This is a genomic window from Clostridia bacterium (genome assembly GCA_024653205.1).
Classification (GTDB): domain Bacteria; phylum Bacillota; class DSM-521; order Neomoorellales; family SLTJ01; genus JANLFO01.
In genome coordinates this window covers 1-21,818 of the sequence record JANLFO010000003.1, presented here as the reverse complement: position 1 = coordinate 21,818, position 21,818 = coordinate 1, and the positions used below count along the sequence as shown (strand labels likewise).

22 protein-coding genes are annotated in these 21,818 nt (G+C 62.9%); 2 read left to right on the top strand and 20 right to left on the bottom strand.

Annotated elements, in window-relative coordinates; translation table 11 throughout:
• Positions 1-2: 2 nt before the first annotated feature.
• From NUV99_02130 to NUV99_02050, 17 genes are all read right to left on the bottom strand, one after another.
• The gene (locus NUV99_02130; protein ID MCR4418929.1) at positions 3-794 is read right to left on the bottom strand and encodes a phosphatidate cytidylyltransferase; all 792 of its coding nucleotides are present in this window, start codon (positions 792-794) and stop codon (positions 3-5) included.
• Positions 772-1,578, bottom strand: coding sequence for an isoprenyl transferase (locus tag NUV99_02125; protein MCR4418928.1), 807 nt, complete (start codon positions 1,576-1,578; stop codon positions 772-774). Before NUV99_02125 ends, NUV99_02130 begins: the two co-directional genes overlap by 23 nt.
• 69 nt (positions 1,579-1,647) lie before the next feature.
• The gene (locus tag NUV99_02120) at positions 1,648-1,872 is read right to left on the bottom strand and encodes a PASTA domain-containing protein (GenBank protein MCR4418927.1); all 225 of its coding nucleotides are present in this window, start codon (positions 1,870-1,872) and stop codon (positions 1,648-1,650) included.
• Positions 1,873-1,882: 10 nt separating this feature from the next.
• A complete protein-coding gene (frr, locus tag NUV99_02115; protein ID MCR4418926.1) occupies positions 1,883-2,437 on the bottom strand; it encodes a ribosome recycling factor in 555 nt (184 codons plus the stop codon).
• A complete protein-coding gene (gene pyrH, locus NUV99_02110; protein MCR4418925.1) occupies positions 2,437-3,159 on the bottom strand; it encodes a UMP kinase in 723 nt (240 codons plus the stop codon). The genes frr and pyrH overlap by 1 nt, the downstream gene beginning before the upstream one ends.
• Positions 3,160-3,177: 18 nt before the next feature.
• Complete coding sequence (locus NUV99_02105) at positions 3,178-3,720, bottom strand: elongation factor Ts (protein MCR4418924.1); 543 nt, start codon at positions 3,718-3,720, stop codon at positions 3,178-3,180.
• An 85-nt stretch (positions 3,721-3,805) separates the two neighbouring features.
• Positions 3,806-4,519, bottom strand: a complete 714-nt coding sequence (gene rpsB, locus NUV99_02100) for a 30S ribosomal protein S2 (protein MCR4418923.1) — start codon at positions 4,517-4,519, stop codon at positions 3,806-3,808.
• Between the two features lie 148 nt (positions 4,520-4,667).
• Positions 4,668-5,456, bottom strand: coding sequence for a GTP-sensing pleiotropic transcriptional regulator CodY (gene codY, locus NUV99_02095; protein MCR4418922.1), 789 nt, complete (start codon positions 5,454-5,456; stop codon positions 4,668-4,670).
• Between the two features lie 22 nt (positions 5,457-5,478).
• On the bottom strand, positions 5,479-6,855 hold the full coding sequence (gene hslU / locus NUV99_02090) for an ATP-dependent protease ATPase subunit HslU (protein MCR4418921.1): 1,377 nt from the start codon (positions 6,853-6,855) through the stop codon (positions 5,479-5,481).
• A gap of 7 nt (positions 6,856-6,862) precedes the next feature.
• On the bottom strand, positions 6,863-7,393 hold the full coding sequence (hslV, locus tag NUV99_02085) for an ATP-dependent protease subunit HslV (GenBank protein ID MCR4418920.1): 531 nt from the start codon (positions 7,391-7,393) through the stop codon (positions 6,863-6,865).
• 13 nt (positions 7,394-7,406) lie between these two features.
• Positions 7,407-8,291: a tyrosine recombinase XerC gene (gene xerC, locus NUV99_02080; GenBank protein ID MCR4418919.1), complete on the bottom strand. Its 885-nt coding sequence runs from the start codon at positions 8,289-8,291 to the stop codon at positions 7,407-7,409.
• 72 nt (positions 8,292-8,363) lie between these two features.
• A complete protein-coding gene (gene trmFO, locus NUV99_02075; protein MCR4418918.1) occupies positions 8,364-9,668 on the bottom strand; it encodes a methylenetetrahydrofolate--tRNA-(uracil(54)-C(5))-methyltransferase (FADH(2)-oxidizing) TrmFO in 1,305 nt (434 codons plus the stop codon).
• On the bottom strand, positions 9,655-11,730 hold the full coding sequence (topA, locus tag NUV99_02070; GenBank protein ID MCR4418917.1) for a type I DNA topoisomerase: 2,076 nt from the start codon (positions 11,728-11,730) through the stop codon (positions 9,655-9,657). Before topA ends, trmFO begins: the two co-directional genes overlap by 14 nt.
• Before the next feature lie 11 nt (positions 11,731-11,741).
• On the bottom strand, positions 11,742-12,851 hold the full coding sequence (gene dprA / locus NUV99_02065) for a DNA-processing protein DprA (GenBank protein ID MCR4418916.1): 1,110 nt from the start codon (positions 12,849-12,851) through the stop codon (positions 11,742-11,744).
• A gap of 131 nt (positions 12,852-12,982) precedes the next feature.
• Positions 12,983-13,444, bottom strand: coding sequence for an Hsp20/alpha crystallin family protein (locus tag NUV99_02060; protein ID MCR4418915.1), 462 nt, complete (start codon positions 13,442-13,444; stop codon positions 12,983-12,985).
• Between the two features lie 42 nt (positions 13,445-13,486).
• Positions 13,487-14,719 (bottom strand): N-acetylglucosamine-6-phosphate deacetylase, encoded by a 1,233-nt coding sequence (gene nagA, locus NUV99_02055; GenBank protein ID MCR4418914.1) that lies wholly within the window; start codon positions 14,717-14,719, stop codon positions 13,487-13,489.
• A gap of 19 nt (positions 14,720-14,738) precedes the next feature.
• Complete coding sequence (locus tag NUV99_02050; GenBank protein ID MCR4418913.1) at positions 14,739-15,518, bottom strand: SAM-dependent chlorinase/fluorinase; 780 nt, start codon at positions 15,516-15,518, stop codon at positions 14,739-14,741.
• Positions 15,519-15,725: 207 nt separating this feature from the next.
• Here NUV99_02050 and NUV99_02045 point away from each other — a divergent pair, with 207 nt between their 5' ends.
• Complete coding sequence (locus NUV99_02045) at positions 15,726-17,657, top strand: copper amine oxidase N-terminal domain-containing protein (protein MCR4418912.1); 1,932 nt, start codon at positions 15,726-15,728, stop codon at positions 17,655-17,657.
• On the opposite strand, the gene NUV99_02040 is transcribed toward NUV99_02045, so the two are convergent.
• Complete coding sequence (locus tag NUV99_02040) at positions 17,654-19,201, bottom strand: YifB family Mg chelatase-like AAA ATPase (GenBank protein MCR4418911.1); 1,548 nt, start codon at positions 19,199-19,201, stop codon at positions 17,654-17,656. The genes NUV99_02045 and NUV99_02040 overlap by 4 nt on opposite strands.
• Positions 19,202-19,390: 189 nt before the next feature.
• Here NUV99_02040 and NUV99_02035 point away from each other — a divergent pair, with 189 nt between their 5' ends.
• Positions 19,391-20,683 carry a DUF1015 domain-containing protein gene (locus tag NUV99_02035; protein ID MCR4418910.1) on the top strand — a complete coding sequence of 431 codons (1,293 nt, stop codon included), beginning with the start codon at positions 19,391-19,393 and terminating at the stop codon, positions 20,681-20,683.
• Here NUV99_02035 and NUV99_02030 read toward each other — a convergent pair.
• Both NUV99_02030 and NUV99_02025 read right to left on the bottom strand, forming a co-directional pair.
• On the bottom strand, positions 20,663-21,037 hold the full coding sequence (locus NUV99_02030) for a YraN family protein (GenBank protein ID MCR4418909.1): 375 nt from the start codon (positions 21,035-21,037) through the stop codon (positions 20,663-20,665). The two genes, NUV99_02035 and NUV99_02030, sit on opposite strands and share 21 nt — an antisense overlap.
• On the bottom strand, positions 21,034-21,690 hold the full coding sequence (locus tag NUV99_02025; protein MCR4418908.1) for a ribonuclease HII: 657 nt from the start codon (positions 21,688-21,690) through the stop codon (positions 21,034-21,036). Before NUV99_02025 ends, NUV99_02030 begins: the two co-directional genes overlap by 4 nt.
• Positions 21,691-21,818: the final 128 nt, after the last annotated feature.

The window sequence follows — 21,818 nt, the reverse complement described above, 5'->3', positions numbered from 1 at the left end:
GCCTAAAGGCCAAGGGCGGGGACCAAGAAAAAGGCTACGGGGGCCGCGAACATCAGGCTGTCGAAACGATCCAGCACCCCCCCGTGCCCCGGCAGGAGTGCACCTGCGTCCTTCATCTCCGCCTGGCGCTTGAGCGCCGATTCCCAGAGGTCCCCGATCTGGCCCGCTACGGCCAGGACCCAGGCGAATGCCGCCCATTCTACTGCGGGGCCGGAAAACCAGTGGGCCAGGATCAAACCTGCTGCCACTGCCGCCATCCATCCCGAGATGGTCCCCTCCCAGCTCTTACCGGGGCTCAGTACGGGTGCCAGACGGTGCCGGCCGTACTTCCGGCCGACCAGGTAGGCGCCGGTATCGTTGGCCCAGGTAATGAACAAGAGGCTCCACAAGAAAGACCACCCCAGGCTTCTTTCGATCATTACCAGAAAAGAAAAGAGCCCCAAATAGGTACCGATCAGCCAGCCGACGGCTACCGAAACCAAAGGGTAGCGCGGATAGGCGAGGAGGAAAACGCCCACCCGTACGGCCAAGGCAACCAGTACGGCCCCAGCATAGCCCGGCAATCCGCAGAAATACACCGCCAACTGAAAAAAAACGGCAAGTATGTAATCCGGCAATGCCGGCAGTTCCCATCCCAGATGGGCACCCATTCGTCTTGCCTCGGCGGTAGCCAGGCCTTGCAAGAGGGCGACCGCCGCCAGCCAGGGCCAGCCACCGGCATAGGCCAGAGCCAGCAGCAGGGGGATGCCTATCGCAGCCGTAAATGCACGTCTACTCAGGCTCGAGTCCGCCAAAGCGCCGATGCCTCCGCTGGAATTCGGCTATGGCCGCCCACAGTTCGGCGGGGCTGAAATCCGGCCAAAGGGTGGGAGTGACCCACAGTTCGCTATAGGCACTTTGCCAGAGCAGAAAATTGCTCAGACGCATTTCCCCGGACGGCCTGATTATAAGGTCGGGATCAGGAAGGCCGGCAGTATAGAGGTATTCGGCCAGGGTGCGCTCATCAATGGCCTCCGGAGACAGCTTGCCGCTGGCCGCCGCCTGCGCGATCAGCCGCGTTGCCCGTACCAGTTCGGCCCGACCGCCGTAGTTGACCGCTACGTTAAGGATCAGGTTGTGTTCTTCCCTGGTTTCCTCCTGGGCTTTCCGCAGTTCGGCCCGGACCCGCGGGGGCAGCGATTCCAGGTCGCCGATAGGTCGGATTTGCACCCCGTTCTGCTTCAATTCCGCAAGTTCCTTTTGCAGGTACTCAACCAGGAGCTCCATCAGGGAGTTGACTTCCTCCGGCGGCCGTTTCCAGTTTTCGGTGGAAAAGGCGTAAACCGTAAGTACGCCGATGCCCACGTCAATACAGGCTTCCACTATTGAACGCAGGGCTTCCACGCCCGCCCGATGCCCCAGCACTCGGGGAAGGCCACGGCGCCGGGCCCAGCGGCCGTTGCCGTCCATGATTATGGCTACGTGCCGTGGAAGGCGATTGGGATCTATGCGCCGCCTGAGCCGTCGCGCTTGGAGACGCCGCCATACCCTTCGGTTCCGCCATAGCCACGCGACCACGCTCGATTTACCTTCCTTCAACTTATTAACCCCCTCGCAGGAAGGGGGCTCAAAGCTCGTCGGGCAGGAAAAAGGAAGTGGAAGCCACAATCAGACCGATTCCCGTATTCCTTCGGGAAAGGCGGCCAGCACCAATTCCACGCGCCCGGGGGCCAGGAGCCTCTGCCGTACCACCCTCAGTGGTTCTTCGGAGGTTTTCTTGCGGGGAGGCACTGTAACCCGGATCTCCACCGCCATCCCCAATTCCGCCAGGCGCGCCCGGGCTTCCTTCTCCGGCAGGCCGATTAGATCCGGCATTTCGGGCGGCAGGGTCAAGACGCGTCACCTAGGAGGCCAGGATCTCCTCTTCCTTGGCTTCCAGGATCCTATCCACTTCTTTGATGTACTTGTCGGTAAGCTTCTGGATTTCTTCCTGCGTCCTTTTGGCCTGGTCTTCGGAGATAAGGCCCTCTTTCTCCGCCCCTTTGACCCGCTCGTTGCCGTCTCGGCGGACGTTGCGAATGGCCACCCGCGCCTCTTCGCCTTTCTTGCGCACCACCTTGACCATTTCCTTGCGTCTCTCTTCGGTCAGGGGCGGTATGGGAATCCGCACCACCGTTCCGTCGCTGGTGGGGTTCACTCCCAGGTCCGACTTGAGTATGGCCTTTTCTATCTTGGGCACCAGGCTCTTGTCCCAGGGCTGAACCACCAGCAGGCGAGCATCGGGAGCGGTTATGGTGGCTACTTGGTTGACCGGGGTTGGAACGCCGTAATAGTCGACCTCGATCTTCTCCAGCAGGGCGGGGCTGGCCCTGCCGGCACGCAAGGCCGCCAGTTCCTTGCGCAGGACTTCACAGGCCTTTTGCATGCGTTCGTTAACGTCCTTCAAGAGGTCTTGCATCAGGCCTTTCCCCCCACGTAAGTACCGATATCCTCACCCATAACGGCCCGCTTGATGTTTCCTCGCTCTGCCAAACCGAAAACGATAATGGGAATCTTGTTATCCATGCAAAGAGAGGTGGCGGTGGAATCCATGACCGCCAGGCCCTTGCTGATTACTTCGATGTAGGCCAGGTCTTTGTAGCGCTTGGCCCTGGGGTTAACCAGCGGGTCGGCGTCGTAGACCCCGTCCACCCGTTTGGCCATCAAGATGACCTCGGCTTCGATCTCCGCCGCCCGCAGGGCTGCGGCCGTATCCGTAGAGAAGAACGGATTGCCGGTTCCGGAGGCAAAAATAACCACCCGCCCTTTCTCCAAATGGCGGATGGCCCGCCGCCGGATATAAGGCTCGGCGATTTGTCGCATTTCAATGGCCGTCTGTACCCGCGTGTCCACCCCGTGCTTCTCCAGGGCGTCTTGCAGGGCGAGTGCATTCATGACCGTGGCCAGCATGCCGATATAGTCGGCGGTAGCCCGATCCATCCCCTGGGCGCTGCCGGTGATGCCCCGCCACAGGTTTCCGCCGCCGACCACAATCGCCACTTCCACCCCCAGGTCCCGAACCTCCTGGACCTCTTGGGCAATAGAATTCAGCACTTCCGGGTCGATGCCGAAACCCTTGGTGCCTGCCAGCGCTTCCCCGCTGAGCTTCAACACCACCCGCTTGTACTTCGGCTCGGGCATCGGTGGCCGGACCTCCGCCTAGCGTTCGCCCAGTTCAAAGCGTACGAAACGCCGTACCACGATGTTTTCGCCGATGGCAGCTATCTTTTCGGCCAGGTAATCCTTTACCGAGCGGTCCAGATCCCTTATAAAGGGCTGCTCCAGCAGGCAGCGCTCCTCGTAGAACTTTGCCAGCCGTCCCTCCACGATCTTGTCCACTATGCGCTCGGGCTTGCCTTCGTTGAGGGCCTGGGCCCGCAGGATGCTCTTTTCCTTCTCCAGTACCTCGGCCGGCACGTCCTCGCGGCTGACGTATTCGGGCTTGGAGGCGGCTACCTGCATGGCCAGGTCCCGGCAGAGAGACTTGAACTCCGGAGTGCGGGCTACGAAATCGGTTTCGCAGTTGACCTCGATTAGAACCCCAATCCTGCCTCCGGCATGAATATAGGACTCCACCAGACCCTCGGCCGCCACCCGAGCCGCCTTCCTGGCCGCCTTGGCCAGCCCCTTCTGTCGCAGGACCTCTACCGCCCGGTCCAGGTCCCCTCCGGTGGCCACCAGGGCCTCCTTGCAGTCCATCATCCCGGCGCCGGTGCGCTGGCGCAGTTCCTTCACCAAAGAGGCACTTATCGCGGACAACGAATTGCTCCCTCCTCGCTGCACTTCTCTAGGCCTGCGCCTCGGCCACTTCTGACTCCTGGCCCCGCAAGCCCTCCAGAACGGCGTCCGCCATCTTGCTGGTGAGCAGGCGCACCGCCCTGATGGCGTCGTCGTTGCCGGGGATGACGTAGTCGATCTCCTCCGGATCGCAGTTGGTGTCTACGATGGCCACGATGGGGATTTCCAGCCGTCGGCCCTCGGCTACCGCGATCTTTTCCTTTCGGGGATCTACAACGAAAAGGGCATCGGGCAGGCCTTTCATGTGCTTGATACCGTTCAGAAAGCGGGCAAGCTTTTCCTTTTCTGCCATGAGCCGGGCCGCTTCTTTCTTGGGCAGGGCGGCCAGGCGCCCGGAGCCTTCCAGCCGTTCTAATTCCAGCAATCGTTCGATGCGGTGCCTGATGGTCTGGAAGTTGGTCAGCATTCCACCCAGCCAGCGCACGTTTACGTAGGGCATGCCGCAACGCTCTGCTTCTTCGCGGATTGATTCCTGAGCCTGCTTTTTGGTGCCTACGAAGAGGATTTTGCCCCCCTGGGCGGCCAGGTCGCGGACAAAATTATAGGCTTCCTCAGTCCTCTTCACCGTCTTCTGGAGATCGATGATGTAGATCCCGTTTCGTTCGGTGAAGATGTAGGGAGCCATCTTGGGGTTCCACCTGCGGGTTTGGTGGCCGAAGTGTACCCCTGCCTCCAGCAGTTGTTTCATAGAGATAATAGCCACGCCGATTCATGCCACCTCCATAGCGGTTTGGCCTCCATATCTTCATTTCCGGGTAGAACCCGGCAGCGCCGGGCACCCCTACCCGGATCCGATACGTGTGTGCTAAGCCAGAGGTAGTATAGCACAAACCGCTATTGGGGGCAATGCCTCAGCGGTGGCGGAGCTTGGCCAGTTCTTCGAAGAGGTTGTCGTTGAGCACGCGGATGTAGGTTCCCTTCATGCCCAGGGACTTGGATTCGATAACCCCGGCACTCTCGAACTTGCGCAGGGCGTTGACGATCACCGAACGAGTTATCCCTGCCCGGTCGGCGATCTTGCTGGCCACCAGTACTCCCTCTTTGCCGTCAAGCTCGGCAAAGATGTGCTCTACGGCCTCCAGCTCCGAGTACGATAAGGTGCCGAGGGCCACATGCACCGCCGCCCGCTTGCGGGCTTCTTCTTCGATCTTCTCGGCTTTGGAGCGCAAGAGCTCCATTCCCATTACGGTCGCCCCGTATTCGGCCAGGATGAGGTCCTCCTCGTTGAATTCGACGTTGAACTTGGCCAGTACCAGCGTCCCCAGACGCTGCCCGCCACCCATCACGGGTACCACCGTGACCAGTTTGCCGGTGAAGAGGCACTTCTCCCCCGCGGGTCTGAATACGCAGGCGTTGCCCACCTGTCCGAAATTGGCATGGGTGCGGTCCATGCGCAAGAGCTGCTCGTTATAGTCCTCGGGGAATTCCTCTGAGCGGTAGACGATTTCCTCCATAATCGGGCAGGTGAAACCTTCCATGAACCCGTACCCCAGAATCTTCCCCTGGCGGTTCAGGAGATAGCAGTTGGCCCCGATGGTTTCGGAAAGCACCTTGGCCATCTCTCTGAAATCCACCGGATTCCCCGCGCTCTTTTGTAGCAGACGGTTGATGTCGCGGGTTTTTTCTAGCAACGACTTCACCTTGGCCTACCTCCTCTTTAACTTAAAGAATGTAATAACTGAGATCCCGATCCTTAACTATTCCGGCCAGTCTTGCCTCCACGTAATCTTCGTCGATTACCACCTCGGAAACGGCGACATCCGGCGCCTCGAAGAGCAAATCCTGCAAGAGCTGCTCCATGACGGTATACAGTCGCCTAGCCCCGATATTTTCACTTTGACAATTTACAGTATAAGCGATCTTAGCAATTTGGGCAACTGCCCCCGGAGTAAAGCTGAGCTTGATTCCCTCACTTCCCAGTAAGGCGATGTATTGCCTCAGTAAGGAGTTCTCGGGTTCCACCAGTATCCGCCGGAGGTCTTCCTCGCTGAGGCTATCCAACTCCACCCGAAGCGGGAAGCGCCCCTGAAGTTCGGGTATCAAGTCCTGGGGCTTGGAGATGTGAAAAGCCCCAGCGGCAATAAACAGCAAGTGGTCGGTACGCACCGGTCCGTACTTGGTGGTCACCGTGCAGCCTTCCACCAGAGGTAGTATATCCCTTTGCACCCCTTCGCGCGATACGTCGGGCCCGTATGCACCCTCGCGGCCGGCGATCTTGTCGATCTCGTCTATGAAGATTATTCCACTTTGCTCTACCCTTTCAATAGCCGTACCGATCACTTCTTCCATGTCTACCAGCTTTTCCGCCTCTTCCTGGGTGAGCAGGCGGCGCGCCTCGCTCACCTTCACCCGCCTTCGCCGCTTCCGGCGGGGAACCAGCCCGCCCAGCAGGTCCTGCAGGTTGATCCCCAGCTCCTCCAAACCCGCGCCGCCGAACATCTCCAGCACCGGCGGGGTTCGTTCGTCCACCTCTATCTCCACCAACTCGTCTTCCAGTTCCTGCCGGGCCAACTTGTGGCGGAGGATCGCCCTTCGCTCTTCCGCCTGGGGATCGGTTGTCGACCCGGTGCCGGGACCCCTCAACAGGAACTCCAGGGGATTGGCCGTGCCGGCCTGGCGCCTGGTGTCCGGGGCCAGAAGGTCCAGGATCCTCTCTTCCGCCAGGACTCGCGCCTGCTCCATGACCGTCTGTGCCTTCTCCTGTTTGGCCATGCGTACGGCTGCCTCCACCAGGTCTCGTACCATGGATTCGACATCTCTTCCGACATATCCCACCTCCGTGTACTTGGTGGCCTCCACCTTGACAAAAGGCGCTTTTACCAGCCTGGCCAGGCGTCGGGCGATTTCCGTCTTGCCCACCCCTGTAGGCCCGATCATGAGGATGTTCTTGGGCGCAATTTCGTCCCGCAGGGGAGGAGGTATTCGCATCCTTCGGTACCGGTTGCGCAAGGCAACGGCCACACATTTCTTGGCCTGGTGCTGTCCCACGATGTAGCGGTCCAATTCGCGTACTATGGCCTTGGGCGTTAATTGCTCCATCTCGGGCCTAAAGCTCCTCCACGGTGATCTGGTCGTTAGTATAAACGCATATGCTCGAGGTGATCAACAGGGCTTCCCGAACGATGGCTGCTGCCTCCAGTTGAGTATGCCTGATCAGGGCCCGGGCCGCAGCCAGGGCATAGGGCCCGCCGGCACCCACCGCGGCGATGTCATCGTCGGGCTCCAACACCTCGCCCGTCCCGGAAATCACCAGCAGCCTTTCCTTGTCTCCTACTACCAATAAGGCATCCAGTTGCCTCAAGTAGCGATCCGTGCGCCATTCCTTGGTGAGTTCCACCGCCGCGCGGGGCAGGTTGCCGTGAAACTCCTGCAGTCTACCCTCGAACTTCTCAAACAGCGTTAGGGCATCGGCTACGGCACCGGCAAAACCCGCCAGAACCTGGCCGTCGTACAGACGGCGCACCTTCCGGGCCCGGTGCTTGACCGCCGTGTGCTGGCCCAGAGTTACCTGCCCGTCTCCTCCCAGGGCCATGCGGCCGAAGCGGCGCACGGCTACGATGGTAGTACCGTGAAACATAACCCCGCTCCCTTCAGGCCCGAGGGTGGGTACGATCGTACACCGCGCGTAACCTCGCCCCGCTCACGTGCGTGTAAACCTGGGTGGTGGAGAGGCTGGCGTGCCCCAGCAATTCCTGTACCGCCCGAAGGTCCGCTCCCCGCTCCAGTAGGTGGGTGGCGAAGGAATGGCGCAGAGCATGAGGCCCGGCCTTCTTCTCCCACCCTGCCTGACGCATGTAGCGGGCCAGCAGGTAGCGAACGCCGCGCTGGCTGAGCCTGTTCCCCCTGCAGTTCAAGAACAGGGCTTCCGTGGGAGCGCCTCGTGCCAGCGCCGGCCTGCCCTCCTCCAGGTAGGACTTGAGTGCCGCCGCCGCTTCTGCGCCCAGAAAGGCCACGCGCTCCTTGGCGCCCTTGCCCCGTACCAGGGCGTAGCCTTCCTCCAGGCGCACATCACCCAGATTGAGCCCTACCACTTCTGCTACGCGGGCCCCGCTGGCATAGAGCACTTCCAGTAGGGCCCGATCCCGCTTGCCTGCCGGCGTATTGGTCCTGGGCAGGGCCAGCAGGGCTTCGACTTCGTGGTAGTAAAAGAACCGTGGGAGCCTGCGCCGGAGCTTCGGGGGCCTTACCAGGGAGAAAGGGTTGGTCTCCACCCCGCCCTGACGCAGGAGATATCGGTAAAAGGACCGCAGGGCCGCTACCTTTCTGGCTACGGTAATCCGGCTCAATCCGCGCCGGTAAAGGCCGCTGAGGTAAGCCCTCGCCACCCACTGATCGGCGCGAAGGAATTCTCTGCCCCGGCCGTGGCAGAACCGCAGAAACTCCTCGATGTCTGCCCGATAGGCCCGCAGCGTGTGCTCCGACGCCCCTCGTCCCAGACGCAAATATTGGAGAAAATCCTCCAACTGCGGTACCAAAATCCACCCTCCTAAGAGTATAACCCTCCGCCTTTCGATTTATACTAACACATCCGTAATGTTCTGACAAGATCAGCCCAATTCCTTTTCCTTGAATTGTTCCAGTGCCTCCAACGCCCGCCGGGCCAGAGCCTCACGCCGTTGCCGTCGATTGCGGACTCTTTTCGACAGGGGAGGAAGCAGGCCGAAGTTGATATTCATGGGCTGAAAGGGCTGAACCGCCGTGGCAATATGTCGGCTCAAACCGCCCAGACAGGTTTCTTCCGGGAACACTACCGGCAGTTTTCTGCTCAGGATTCGGGCCATATTGATTCCCGCTATCAACCCGGAGGCAGCGGACTCGACGTACCCCTCTACCCCGGTGATCTGGCCGGCGAACAGCAGTTCGGGTTCCTGCCGGGCCTGAAAGGTGGGTAACAGAAGCTTCGGAGCGTTGAGGTAGGTGTTGCGGTGCATGGCCCCGAAGCGCAGGAACTCGGCCCTTTCCAGGCCGGGTATGAGCCGGAAGACGCGCTCTTGCTCCGGCCGGCGCAGCCGGGTCTGGAAGCCCACCAGGTTAAACATGGTTTCCGCCCGGTTTTCAGGGCGCAGCTGTACGACGGCAAAAGGTTGGCGACCGGTACGGGGATCGGTCAGGCCCACCGGCTTCATGGGGCCGAAACGCAGGGTGTCCGGACCTCGGGCGGCCATCTCTTCGATGGGCAGACACCCTTCGAAAAATCCGGGCCGATCGAACTCGTGTCCGACATAGGTGTCCGCCTCGCGCAAGGCCCGGTAGAAGGTGTAGTACTCTTCCTCGGTCAACGGGCAATTGAGGTAGGCGTCCTCTCCCTTTCCGTAGCGGGAGGCCCGGAATAGGCGTTCGAAATTGAGGGATTCGGCGCTGACAATTGGCGCCAGGGCATCGTAGAAGTATAGGTGATCCTCGCCGAAAAACTCGCCGATGGCCCGCGCCAGCTCGTCCGAAGTAAGAGGGCCCGTAGCCACTATGGCCGGTGGCTCTGGTAGTTCGCGCGCTTCCTCGTGTACCACCTTTACCCGGGGCAGTTGCCGAAGCTCGTCGGTAATCCCGCCGGCAAAGGCTTCTCGGTCTACCGCCAGAGCTTCGCCGGCCGGCACCCGGGTGGCATCCGCCCAGCGAATGATCAGCGAGTCCAGGCGGCGCATTTCTTCTTTCAGCAGGCCGGGAGCGGTGGTCAGGGCTTGCGAGCGAAGAGAATTGGAGCAAACCAGCTCGGCCAGATAGCCGGTACGGTGGGCAGGGGTGAGTTTTTCGGGCCTCATTTCCCAGATCTCAACTTCAACGCCGCGCCGGGCCAATTGCCATGCCGCCTCACAGCCGGCCAGCCCGCCGCCGATGATCCTAACCGCCTTCATTTGCTTCCTCCCTCTCCTGGTGGCCGCACTTGGGACATCTAAGCAGCCTGGAGCGTGCGCCCTTGGCCAGGAGGCGCTCCCCGCAGACCGGGCAGTCCTTCTCCGTCGGTCGGTCCCAGGAGGTAAACGTGCACTGGGGATAGTTGCTGCAACCGTAGAAGGCCCGCCCTTTCTTGCCCCGTCTCAGGACTATTTTCCCCCCGCACAGGGGACAGCTAACCCCGATCGATTCCTGGTAAGGCTTGGTGGTCCTGCATTCGGGGAAGCCGGGACAGGCGAGAAACCGGCCGAAGCGCCCGCTCTTGACTACCATCTGCCGGCCGCATTTGGGGCAATACTCGTCGACGGTCTCTTCTTCCAACTCTATTACCTCGATCTCCCTTTCCGCCTGCGCCAGTACCTGCTGGAAAGGCCGGTAGAATTCCCCTACTACTTTTCGCCATGCCAGCTTTCCTTCCTCAATCAGATCAAGCTGCTTTTCCATATGGGCGGTGAACTCCACGTCTATGACCTGGGAGAAGTACTGCTTGAGCAGGTTGACCACCACGAATCCCAGCTCGGTGGGCACGAACTGGCGGTTGGCGCGCTTTACGTATCCCCGTGCCAGGATGGTTTCGATGATGGGGGCATAGGTGCTGGGCCGGCCGATTCCCTTATCTTCCAAGGTTTTTACCAGGGAGGCCTCGGTATAACGGGGAGGCGGCTGGGTGAAATGCTGCTTGGGGCACAGCTCCTCTAGTTCAAGGAGCATGCCTGCTTCAAGAGGCGGTAGTTCTTCGCCAGCCTCGGTTTCCTCGTCGGGAATCTCCTCGTAAAGCTCCAGGAAGCCGGTGAACTTGAGCACCCGACCTACGGCCCGGAAGAGGTACTCCCCGGCCGGGATGTCGGCGGTGGTGATCTCGTAGCGGGCTGCCGCCATCTGGCTGGCCAGGAAGCGCTGCCATATGAGGCGGTAGAGCTTATACTGATCGGGCGTCAGGAATTCCTTCAGACCTTCTGGTTCCCGGTAAACGCCGGTGGGCCGGATGGCCTCGTGTGCGTCCTGTACCGACCCTTCTTTCTTCCTGACCGGTCCGGGAGGCGCAGGAGGCAGATAGGCCTCACCGAAACGCCGGCGCAGGTAGGCCCGCGCCTCCTCCTGGGCCACAGCGGCAACGCGGGTGGAATCGGTACGCAGATAGGTTATCAGGCCCACTGGACCTTCCCGCCCCAGCGGGACGCCCTCGTAAAGCTGCTGGGCCACGGACATGGTGCGCCGGGCGGTGAAGTTCAGCCTCTTGGCCGCCTCCTGTTGCAAGGTGCTGGTAATGAACGGCGGCGGCGGCTGCCGCCTCTTATCCTTGCTCTTGACTTCCCTTACTCGGAAGGCCGCGCCCTCCAGGGCACGCAGCACGTTGTCCATACTCTGCCGGTCGGGAATGCGCTCCGAGGTAACCAGTCGCGCCTGGAAAGGCTGGCCGTCGGGCGTGACCAGTCTGGCGGTGAGCGTCCAGTATTCCTCGGGAACGAAATTGCGGATCTCTTCCTCTCGCTCGCATATAAGCCGTACCGCCACCGACTGTACCCGACCCGCACTGAGTCCGCGCCGAATCTTTCTCCACAGCAGCGGACTGAGGCTGTAACCCACCAGGCGGTCCAGCACCCGGCGGGCCTGTTGGGCGTCAACCAGGCGGAAGTCTATGGTGCGGGGGTGCCGTACTGCCTCGGCAACCGCCGGGGGGGTGATTTCGTGAAACTCCACACGGCAAGGCTCATCTGCACCCAGCTGCAGGAGGTGCTGGAGGTGCCAGGCTATGGCCTCTCCTTCCCGGTCGGGGTCTGAGGCCAGCAGCACCCGCCCGGTTTTCCTGGCCGCCTCGCGCAGCTCGCGCACGATTTCTCCCTTGCCTCGAATGGTTATATACTTGGGCTCGAACCCGTTCTTTACGTCCACCCCGAACTGGCTTTGGGGCAGGTCCCGGACGTGGCCCATGGATGGCTTGACCAGGTAGTTGCGCCCCAGGATCCGGGTCAACGTTCTCGCCTTGGCCGGAGATTCGACTATTACCAGGGTCTTGGCCAATCTGCCTCACCTCAATCCGCCTTCTGGGCCACGAACTGCTTGCCGGGCAGCTGCTCTACCAGCCCTTTCAGCTCCAGATGGGTTAGGATCCTCGCCAGCTTCGATACATGGTACCCGGTTATTTCCGCCAGTTCCTCCAACTGTACCGGGCCGCCGCGCAGCAGGTGCAGGACTTTCCTCTCTTCCGGGCCCATGGCCGGGGGCTCTCCCACCGCCCGGAAGGGAAAGCCCTGTAACCCGTATTCCTCGAGAATGTCGGCCGCCGACTGTACCAGTTTGGCTCCCTGCTTTATCAGTTCGTTCGCCCCGCGGCTGTAAGGATTGTTGATGGGTCCTGGGACGGCAAAAACGTCTCGGCCTTGTTCCAGGGCCAGGTCGGCGGTAATCAGGGCTCCACTCTTCTCACCCGCCTCTATTACCACCACACCCCGCGACAGCCCGCTTATGATTCGGTTCCGGGCCGGGAAATTGGCCGCCCGGGGCGGGGTGCCCAGCGGGTACTCGCTCAGGATGAGCCCCTTGCGCCCGATGGCCTCGAACAACCGTGCGCTCTCCGGAGGATAGATCACGTCCGCGCCGCACCCCAGCACTGCTGCCGTGAAGCCGCCGGCCTCCAGAGCCCCCAGATGGGCCTCGCTGTCTACTCCCCGGGCCAGGCCGCTGACTACGCAGACGCCGGCTGCGGCCAGTTCCCGGGCCAGCCGCCTGGCCGCCTGGCGTCCGTAGGCCGTGGCGCGACGGGTGCCGACTACGGCCACGGTAAGAAGCCCGTCGCGAAGACGCCCACCTCGGGCGTAGAGGGCTAGAGGGGGGTCGGCTATTTCTCTGAGCAGGTCAGGATATTCTTCGTCCTCCCAGGTCCAGATCTCCACGCCGAGCCTCTTGGCCGTTTCGTATTCTTTTCCCGGGCAAACCTGCGATCGTTGAGCCACAAAGGCCGCAACCGTTCTCTCGCTCCACCCCGGAACCTGCGCCAGATCCGCCGGGGATAAGTGCCAGGCAGCCTCAGGCGATCCGGCATGTTCTACCAACCGGAAAAGACGTTGCCGCCTTATCCCCTCTATCATGCCCAGGGCCAGCCAGCTCAGGCGCCGGTCGAGTTGCGCTTCCAGACTCATCATCCCCTGTTGTCGGCCTTCCGGCGGACTTCGGCGCCCGGCGAAGGTCTGAGGCCGTTCGCCAGGCGCCGGGGCCAGACAACGGTAGTATACACCAGCAGGGTCTGCGGGGGCAACGCCGGACGGAAAGCAGACTAGTCTTCTATCGGAACCCGATATCCTTTCTGCCGCGGCTGGACCTTAGGCATCCTTACCTCCAGCACCCCGTTTTTATAGGAGGCTTTGCTTTCGCCGGCCCTCACCTGGACCGGCAGGGGCACCCGACGGAAGAATGTGCCGTAGCGGCGTTCTGCGTGATAGTAGTTTTCGGTCTGGGTCTCCTTTTCCTCCTTGTGCTGCCCCTTGATGGTCAGCTCCCTTTCCTGCACTTCCACCTCCAACTCCTTGGGGTCGACGCCCGGCAGGTCGGCCCGGAACACCACTTCGGCGTCGGTTTCAAAAAGCTCAATGCTCGGTTGCCAGGCCGGGGCCTCTCGGCCCAGGAACGGCAGTTGCTGGAATACGTTTCCCATTACCCGGTCAACTTCCTCGCGCAGCCGCCCGATTTCGCGCATGAGGTCGCCGAAAGGGCCGCGCTCCCACCGCGTTGGATACATCTTTCCTCTACCTCCTAACCGTTATAGTCTCCGTAACCCGTGTTACCGCCAGCTTTGGTCGAATTCGGGGAGAGAATAGACGACTTCACCCCCTACCATTGTAAGACAAACCTTTCCCTCGGCGTCAAGCACCACCAAGTCCGCCCGGCGGCCGGGCAGCAACTCCCCCAACTGCGATTGCAGTCCCAGCACCCGGGCGGGGTTGACCGTGGCCAGGGGGATCAATTCCGGCAGAGGCCGGTTCAGCCAACGGGCCACGTTCCTCAGAGCCCTATCCAGGGTTAGCAGGCTGCCGGCCAGCCGGCCGTCGGGAAGCCTGGCCGTTTCTCCCTCTACCATTATCTCCTGCTCCGCCACCCGGTATCTGCCCTCACTCAGGCCCAGGACCGGCAGGGCATCGGAAACCAGTACCGGGAGGGCTTTGGCCGCCAGAAGGGTCATCGTTACCGTAACCGGGTGCAGGTGGTGGCCGTCGGCAATCAGTTCGAAACTCAGGGGTGCGACAGAATCCGAGAAGACTGCACCGGCCAGTCCCGGTTCCCGGTGATGCCAGGCCCTCATGGCGTTGAACAGGTGGGTTATGTGTCTTACGCCCAGTTGTAAGGCCTGCCCGGCCTGCTCGTAGGTGGCGCCGGAATGACCGGCGGCCACGACTACTCCCCGGCTGCGAAGCAAGCCGATTACCTCCGGCGCACCCTTCCTTTCCGGGGCCAGGGTGACCATCTTTATGGCCTGCGGCTCTTGGGTCAAGAGCTCCTCCACTTTCGCAACGTCCGGGGCCCGCAGTCGTTCCCGCGGATGGGCACCCGCGTACCGGGGATTAAGGTAGGGTCCTTCGAGGTGCACCCCTAGGACCCTGGCTCCGCCGGTGCGGACGTCCTGCAGCTCTCGGACCGCGCGGCACAGGGCTACGGCCTCCCGGGGAGAGGCGCTCAGGGTGGTGGCAAGAAACCCCGTGGTCCCGTGGGCGGCCAGGAAACGGGCAATCCGCATCAAGCCCGCCTTTGAGGCCTCCATGACCGCCGCCCCGGCCGCGCCGTGGAGGTGCAGGTCTATGAACCCGGGTACCACCAGGTGGTCCGGCACCTCTAGGGTAACGGTGCCGGTGCCCGGGCTGCGCATACCGACGGGGCCCACGGCGCTGATGAGCCCCCCGGACACCCACACTTCCCCCGGAGACACGATGCTCGCGCCGGTTACTACCGTGCCCCCGATTATGCGTCGACTTAACTGTCTGCCGTTCTGCAAGGTCATGGCCCGGTCGATTCGCCCCACCCGCGGGCTGCCGCCGCTTTTATTCCGCCCTTATCCGGTCTCCGGCCTCAATTTCCAGAAGGCGGGCGGCAGAATCGTTCCTGACGCTCACCTCCAGGGTTCCGGCCGAACCCACCAGCAGAAATGGGGTGCCCAACGGCGCCCGGGCGTAGGTTTCGTAAGCGGGGAGTTCGCTCTGGAAGTACTGTTCTCCCCGGCGGGAAAGGGTTAGGCGGTAACTATTACGCCCGGGCAGGGGCGGGAGGTTGGTAATGGCGTTTCCGAAGTGGTCCACGCTTACCACTTCTCCCTCCCGGCCCTGCAAGTAGAAGCTCAGGCAGCTGCGCGGCCGGGTGGGCGTGCCCAGATCCTCCAGGGACGTTCCTGCCGCCAACCTGGCCGCCGCCGGGGCAAAGACGTCCCTGCCGTGGAAGGTAGGGCTGGCATGCGGGGGTATGGGAAGAGCCACCGCGGCGGTCATGCCGGCGGAGGCGGCCGCCGGGTAGAGCAGACCGTTGTCCGGTCCCACGAAGTAATAACCCCCGGCCTCCAGGGCCAGGGCCTGGCGCTCCGTTCCCACGTCCGGATCTACCACCGCCAGGAACACGGTCCCCAAGGGAAAGAAGCGGTAGGCGGTCAAGAGGTGCCACGCTGCCTCACGCACCGCCCTGGGCGCGACGTCGTGGGTAAGGTCTACCAGGACGGCCTCAGGGCAGTGGCAAAGAACCACTCCTTTCACTATGCCCGCGTAGCTCTCCGAACCGAAGTCGGTCAGGAGAGCAATTATTCGCGCCCTTTGCCGCCGGCGCGGCCGGCTCAAACCTCTCTCCTCCTCACCGAAAAAAGCAGAACCTGCGAAGGCCGGGGACGTTCCTGGAAAGAATTATATCAGATTGTAATGTGCCATACATCGCCATTACCGGCAGGAAGGGTGAAACTCCGACCGCAAGCTCGCCCGTCTTAATATCTGGAAGCGGCCAACCTGGGGTTGAGCCGTATCCGACACACGCCGGAGGTGGGGTACCGAATGTACGGTAGAAGGGTCGCATTCTCTTGGTTTGGCGGGGCAGTGCTGTTCTTCGCGGTGCTGGCCTTCCTTTCGGCTTCGGCCTGGGCCGCCGCCCCGGGGGAGGTCCTGGCAGTACTCAAACTGGATAGCCGTCGGGCAGAGATTCAGGGCCGCCAGGTGGAACTGGCGGCGGCACCAAGGATGGTTAACGGTACCACTCTCGTGCCTCTGCGCTTTTTTGCCCAAAGCCTTGGCCTGGCGGTGGCATGGGATCAGGAGAGCCGGACGGCAACCGTGGAGGGTACGCCGCGCCTCGTTCTCCAGGTGGGCAGTACCCGGGCCAAGGTGGACGAGCGCGAGGAAGTATTGCCGGTGGCTCCCGTGCTGGACCGGGGCGTCGTGCTGATACCCTTGCGGTTTGCGGTTCAAAACCTGGCCTGCCGGGTGGACTATCGGGCGGAAACCAGAGAAATACTCGTATATCCCCCGGAGAAGCTGCCGGTGGCGGTAATTGCGGTAAACAAGCAGCAGGTCTATCTGGGGGAGAAGCTGGAATACCGGAGTGAGAGCTATAGCCCGGAAGGGCTGGCCCTGGTAGAAGAACGCTGGACCAATCGCCCCCCCTGGTCGGCGCCGGGCGAGTATACCCTTACCCTTCAGGTCAGGGACGAGCAAGGCCGGTGGAGCCTGCCGGCTCAGGTGACGATCGAAGTCTTGCCTCCGCCCAACCGGGCGCCGGTAGCCCGGTTCCAGGTCAGCAAGACGGTGGTGGCGCAGGGGGAACGGGTGGAGTACGTGGACGACAGCTACGATCCGGACGGTGACGATCTGGTACAGAAGGAGTGGCAGGGAAGGAGAGAGGTATTCTTCGCCCCGGGCACCTATCCGGTCAGCCTGAGGGTAAAGGACGAACACGGGCTGTGGAGCGAGCCCTACCGGGTGACCATTACCGTCACTCAGGAGCGGCTGATGGACGAGATTGCCTACTACCTGCTTCACACTCTACCGGGGGATAGCTTTACCCTCCCCGGCAACCGTTACCCGGAGTTGGTTTCCGTAATTACCCAGGAGGCGGCGGGAGGCCCCCGCCTGCTGCTCAGCAACAGCCCGGAAGCGGTGCCCGGCCCGGGAATTCTCTATCGGGATACGGCCGAAGGACCGACCCGGGTATTCTTCTGGCACGCCAACGGAACCGGTGGGCCCCTGCGGATCCTGTTGCTGGCGGAGAACCCTGCCGAGACGCCCGCCCGCCTTACTGTGGAGCGCGAGGGCATCGCCGGTCCCGAACGGGACCCCCTCGGAGTGGGCCGGAAGGGTATGCTCCGTTACTGGGGGTCTGCACCCCGGTCGGAAGTGGTACTGTCCCCGGGTGAACTCTACATCGTGAATTACAGCCAGTACCGGCCGATCAAGCCGGGAGAGGTCCTTTACGGAATCTACGATCTAAGAGTCGAAGGCCGGATTACGCTTACCGTGGCCGCCCTACCCGCCGAGGGAGAGATAGGGCCCATCTACCCCCAGCTCTCGGTCTTGCCTCCGGATAACGTACATACGCGGGGTACTTTTGCCGCCGGGAACTGGGAGATAAAGGCTTCCCTGCCGGAGGGCCGGGTAGCAGGCTGGACCGTCCCCGGGGACTGGCTTCCGCGGGGCACAGACGTTCTGACCGGCCGGGAGGTGGAGAACCGCGGCGGATACGGCGTGGTCTACTCCTTCACTCTGGATACGCCCGAGGAGCGGGTGGTGTTGCTCAACCCCCGGGGCGGCGCAATGGCAGGAGCCGTATGGGCAAACGGATTCCTGGTGCCCCTCCCGCGTACCGGGGTGAGGTCGGCGGCCGCGGACATGATCAAGGCGGCGGTGCTGCCGGCCGGGCGGGCCGAGATCATGTTCATGCCGCCGGGCGGCACCAATCTTCCGCTGCGCTTTCTTTTCTGGCCGCTTCCCTAGAGGCTTTCGGTTCGGGATTCCCAGCTCCAGTTCCGGTACTGGATGGCCTCGGCCAGGTGGCCTTCGCGGATAACCTCCGAGCCGTCCAGGTCGGCAATGGTTCGGGCCACCTTTAGCAGGCGATCGTGCCCCCGCAGGGAAAGGCCCAGGCGGCGATAGGCCTGGTGAAGCAAGGCCTGGGCTCTGGCGGTGAGGGGGCAGAAGCGCCGCAGGTGGCGCGCTTCCATCTGGGCGTTGCTGGTGAGGCCCAAGGGGGCCAGCCGGCGGAGCTGAAGGCTCCGGGCGGCAGCCACCCGCTCCCTTACCTCCGCCGAGGTCGGACCTTCGTTGTCGCCCCGCCTCAGCTCGTGCAGGTCCACGGGCGGCACCTCCACGATGAGGTCCAGCCGATCCATGAGGGGGCCGGAGAGACGACTGCGGTAGCGCCTCAATTCCCGCTCGGTACAGCGGCAGCGTTGCCCCGGAGAACCGAGACGGCCGCAGGGGCAGGGATTGGCGGCGCCGGCGAGCAGGAAGTCCGCCGGGTAGACCACGCTGCCGGCGGCGCGGCTGATGGTGACCCGCCGGTCCTCCAGAGGCTGGCGGAGGGCTTCTATTACCTCTCGCGGGAATTCCGGTAACTCGTCAAGAAAGAGTACACCGTGCGTGGCCAGGGTCACCTCTCCGGGTCTGAGGGTGCGGCCGCCGCCGATAATACTGACCGGTGAGGCCGTGTGGTGGGGCGAGCGGAAGGGACGGTCGGTAATCAGGGGCCGGTCGGGAGGAAGCATGCCGGCCACGCTGTAGATCTTGCTGACCGCCAGGCACTCCTCCCGGGTCATGGGTGGAAGCAGACCGGGCAATCTCCGCGCGAGCATGGTCTTGCCCGTACCCGGGGGACCGATCAGCAGGAGGTTGTGGTGACCGGCGGCCGCTATTTCCAGGGCCCTCTTGGCCAGGCGCTGCCCGACCACCTCGGAGAGGTCCGGCCCGGGCGAAGAGCCGGGAAGCGCTTCCCCGGGCGGAGCCTCACCGCCGGGCAGTTGTAGCTCTCCCCGAAGGAAGGCTGCCACTTCGGCCAGGGTATCCGCTCCCAGCACCCGGACTTCTTCTCCCACCAGGGCGCCTTCGGCGGCGTTTGCCCGGGGCACTATGAGCGTTCGGCCCCAGCCCTGTTCCTTTACGGTTCCGGCCACCACCAGGACGCCGGCTACCGGGCGCAGGTTGCCCTCCAGGGAAAGCTCACCTACCAGCAGGTACTCGGCCAGGGTAGAGGCCGGCACCTGTTCCGTGGCTGCCAGGAGGGCTACGGCCATGGCCAGGTCTAGTCCCGGGCCCTCCTTGCGCAGGTCGGCCGGCGCCAGGTTCACGGTGATCCGGCGGGCGGGGAAATCAAGGCCGGAGTTTCGGAGTGCCGCCCGTACCCGCTCCCGGGCTTCCTGTACCGAAGTATCGGGCAACCCCACCAGGGTAAAGCCGGGCAGACCGGGGCCCACGTCTACCTCTACTTCTACCAGTTGGGCTTCCAGTCCGAGGAGGGTCACTCCGTAAGCTCGGGCCAGCATGATCTCCTGTCGACCTCCCTAACGGCTTGTAACTTGTCAGTCCTTAGGCGGAACTGTCTTGCGCACGGTTTTCCTGGACGCTCAAGCCAGAACGTCGGCGGGTTGTCCGCTCCCCTCCGGTATACTACAATGAAAAAGGTCGGTTCACCTCTCGGCCCCCCAGCTCGCAGCGAGGAGGCGACAACTTCCGTGGCCGATGTGCTTCCCTTTCGAGGGCTGCGGTACAACCCGGCCCTGGTGCCCGACTTGACCGCCGCCATCAGTCCTCCGTACGACGTGATTTCGCCTGAGGAGCAGCAATGGTATTACCGGCGTCACCCTTATAATGTCATTCGCCTTGAATTGGGCGAAACCCTGGCGGACGACGGCCCGGAGCAAAACCGCTATACCCGTGCCCGCGCCTACCTGGAGAAATGGCTGGAGGAGCGCGTGCTGGTGCCCGATGCCGCGCCGGGCTTCTACCTGTGCCAGGACGAGTTCTCCTGGCAGGGCCGAACCGTCCGCCGTCTGGGTCTAATTGCCGCCTTACGTGCGGTCCCCTATTCCCGGGGAACCGTTCTGCCGCACGAGGATACCCTCCCCAAGGCCAAGGGCGACCGCTACGAACTCTTGCTTGCCTGCCGAACCAACTTCAGCCCCATCTTTGTGCTCTACCGGGACCCGGCCGGTGAGGTAACGGCTCGATTACGGCCCTATTTGGAAGGGCCGGCTCTTGCCCAGGCTTCCACGCGGGAGGGGGTGACTCACCGGCTCTGGTCCGTAGACGAGCCGGAAACCGTCGCGGCAATCTCCCGCCTTTTTACCGACCGGCTCGTGTACATCGCCGACGGCCACCACCGTTACGAAACCGCCTGCCGCTTTGCCGAAGAACACGGAGAGCGGTACGGGTTTGTACTGGCCACCCTGGTGGCCCTGGAAGATCCCGGGCTGATAGTACTGCCTACCCACCGGTTGTTGCGGGACCTGGATCCGCCGCGATGGTCCCTGCTTCCCGGGGGTTTTGAACGCCGGTCCTACACCTACGCCGGGCTATCGGAAGATCCCGGGCAGCTGGAGGGCTTTCTCCGCCTCCTGGCCGAAGCCGGCCGCGGGAATTACAGCTTCGGTTTCTACCAGGGAGGAGACACCCTGGAGCTGGTCTATGACCCCGGGCGCACCCGCGAGAACCGCCCGGCCCCGGGTACCCTTCCCTTGCTGGACGTGACCGTCCTGCACCAGGAAATCCTGCTGCCGGTGTTTAACTTGCATCCGGATCAGGTTGCCCACGGCCGCTGTGTGGCCTATACCCGAGATCCCGTGGAGGCCTGGAAGGCGGTCCGCGACGGCGACTGCCAGACGGCGGTCTTTCTTAATCCCCCCACCCTGGAGCAGATTACCGCCGTGGCTGCGGCCGGCGGCCGCATGCCGCAGAAGTCTACCTACTTCTGGCCGAAACTCCCCGCCGGTCTGGTCATGCTTCGGCTAGAAGGCGTCGGTGAATAGCCTCAGATCCAGGATGTTGCCGTTGGCATCGGCGGTGATGGCGATCACGTCGAAACGACAGTCGACTTCCCCTCTGCCGGTTCGGTAGAGATAGTAGGCGGCCAGGCGACGCAGCCTGGCTTTTTTCTGCGGTCCTATGCTCTCCTCGGCCGAACCCAATGGGGAAGCGGTGCGGGTTCTTACCTCTACAAAGACCAGAGTTCTGGCCTGTCGGGCCACGATATCGATTTCTCCCCAGCGGCAGCGGAAGTTGCGGTCTAGTATGATGTACCCGTGGGCCTGAAGGTAGGCTACCGCGGCTTCTTCTCCCCGACGGCCCAACTCATGGCGTCGGTTCGCAGTCCTTCGTTTCATTGGCCTTGCTCGCCCCGATCGGGTTGTCCGCCGCCGGCACCGACCGCGGCCAGTACGGGCGCAAAGGAACGCCGGTGATGGGGGCAGGGGCCGTATCTGCGCAGGGCCTCCAGGTGGGCGGGAGTGGGATAGCCCTTGTTCAGCCCGAACCCGTACTGCGGATACCTTCTCGAGAGGTTTTCCATGAGGGAGTCGCGCCACACCTTGGCCAGTATGGCCGCGGCGGCGATGGAAGCGCAAAAAGCATCCCCGTGAATAAGGGCTTCTTGGGGCCAGGGGATCTGGGAAACGGGATAACCGTCTACCAGCACGTACTCCGGGGCTACGGAGAGCCGGCTCAACGCCCGGCACATGGCGTTGGCCACGGCGCGGGACAGGCCCAGGGTGTCTATGTAACGGGCCGGAACTGCGGCTACCGCCCAGGCCAGGGCACGCTCCCGGATGAGGGCGTCCAGCACCTGGCGCTGCCGGGGAGTGAGGCGCTTGGAGTCCCTCAGGCCGGCCAGGGAACTCGCCGGAGGCCAGATCACGGCCGCGGCCACCACCGGCCCCGCCAGCGGGCCGCGTCCCACCTCATCCACGCCGGCTATCAGGCGGTAGCCCTCCCGCCATAACTGCCGTTCTTTCTCCCATCCCGCTTCTCCTGACGGCACTGCAGGCCCCCCGGTACGGTAGACTCGCGAACCGGTCGCCCGTGGTCAAGACCTCAAACCTCTGAGTTATCCCCACTTTCCCACGGGCGGTACCGGGTGCTCCCCGTTCGTACCGTCACCTCGCCGAC

Coding starts and splice junctions, on each gene's coding strand:
- frr (MCR4418926.1), bottom strand. CDS start 2,437: ATGCAAGACCTCTTGAAGGACGTTAACGAACGCATGCAAAAGGCCTGT.
- pyrH (MCR4418925.1), bottom strand. CDS start 3,159: ATGCCCGAGCCGAAGTACAAGCGGGTGGTGTTGAAGCTCAGCGGGGAA.
- NUV99_02105 (MCR4418924.1), bottom strand. CDS start 3,720: ATGATGGACTGCAAGGAGGCCCTGGTGGCCACCGGAGGGGACCTGGAC.
- hslU (MCR4418921.1), bottom strand. CDS start 6,855: ATGGAGCAATTAACGCCCAAGGCCATAGTACGCGAATTGGACCGCTAC.
- hslV (MCR4418920.1), bottom strand. CDS start 7,393: ATGTTTCACGGTACTACCATCGTAGCCGTGCGCCGCTTCGGCCGCATG.
- trmFO (MCR4418918.1), bottom strand. CDS start 9,668: ATGAAGGCGGTTAGGATCATCGGCGGCGGGCTGGCCGGCTGTGAGGCG.
- dprA (MCR4418916.1), bottom strand. CDS start 12,851: ATGATGAGTCTGGAAGCGCAACTCGACCGGCGCCTGAGCTGGCTGGCC.
- NUV99_02060 (MCR4418915.1), bottom strand. CDS start 13,444: ATGTATCCAACGCGGTGGGAGCGCGGCCCTTTCGGCGACCTCATGCGC.
- NUV99_02045 (MCR4418912.1), top strand. CDS start 15,726: ATGTACGGTAGAAGGGTCGCATTCTCTTGGTTTGGCGGGGCAGTGCTG.
- NUV99_02040 (MCR4418911.1), bottom strand. CDS start 19,201: ATGCTGGCCCGAGCTTACGGAGTGACCCTCCTCGGACTGGAAGCCCAA.
- NUV99_02030 (MCR4418909.1), bottom strand. CDS start 21,037: ATGAAACGAAGGACTGCGAACCGACGCCATGAGTTGGGCCGTCGGGGA.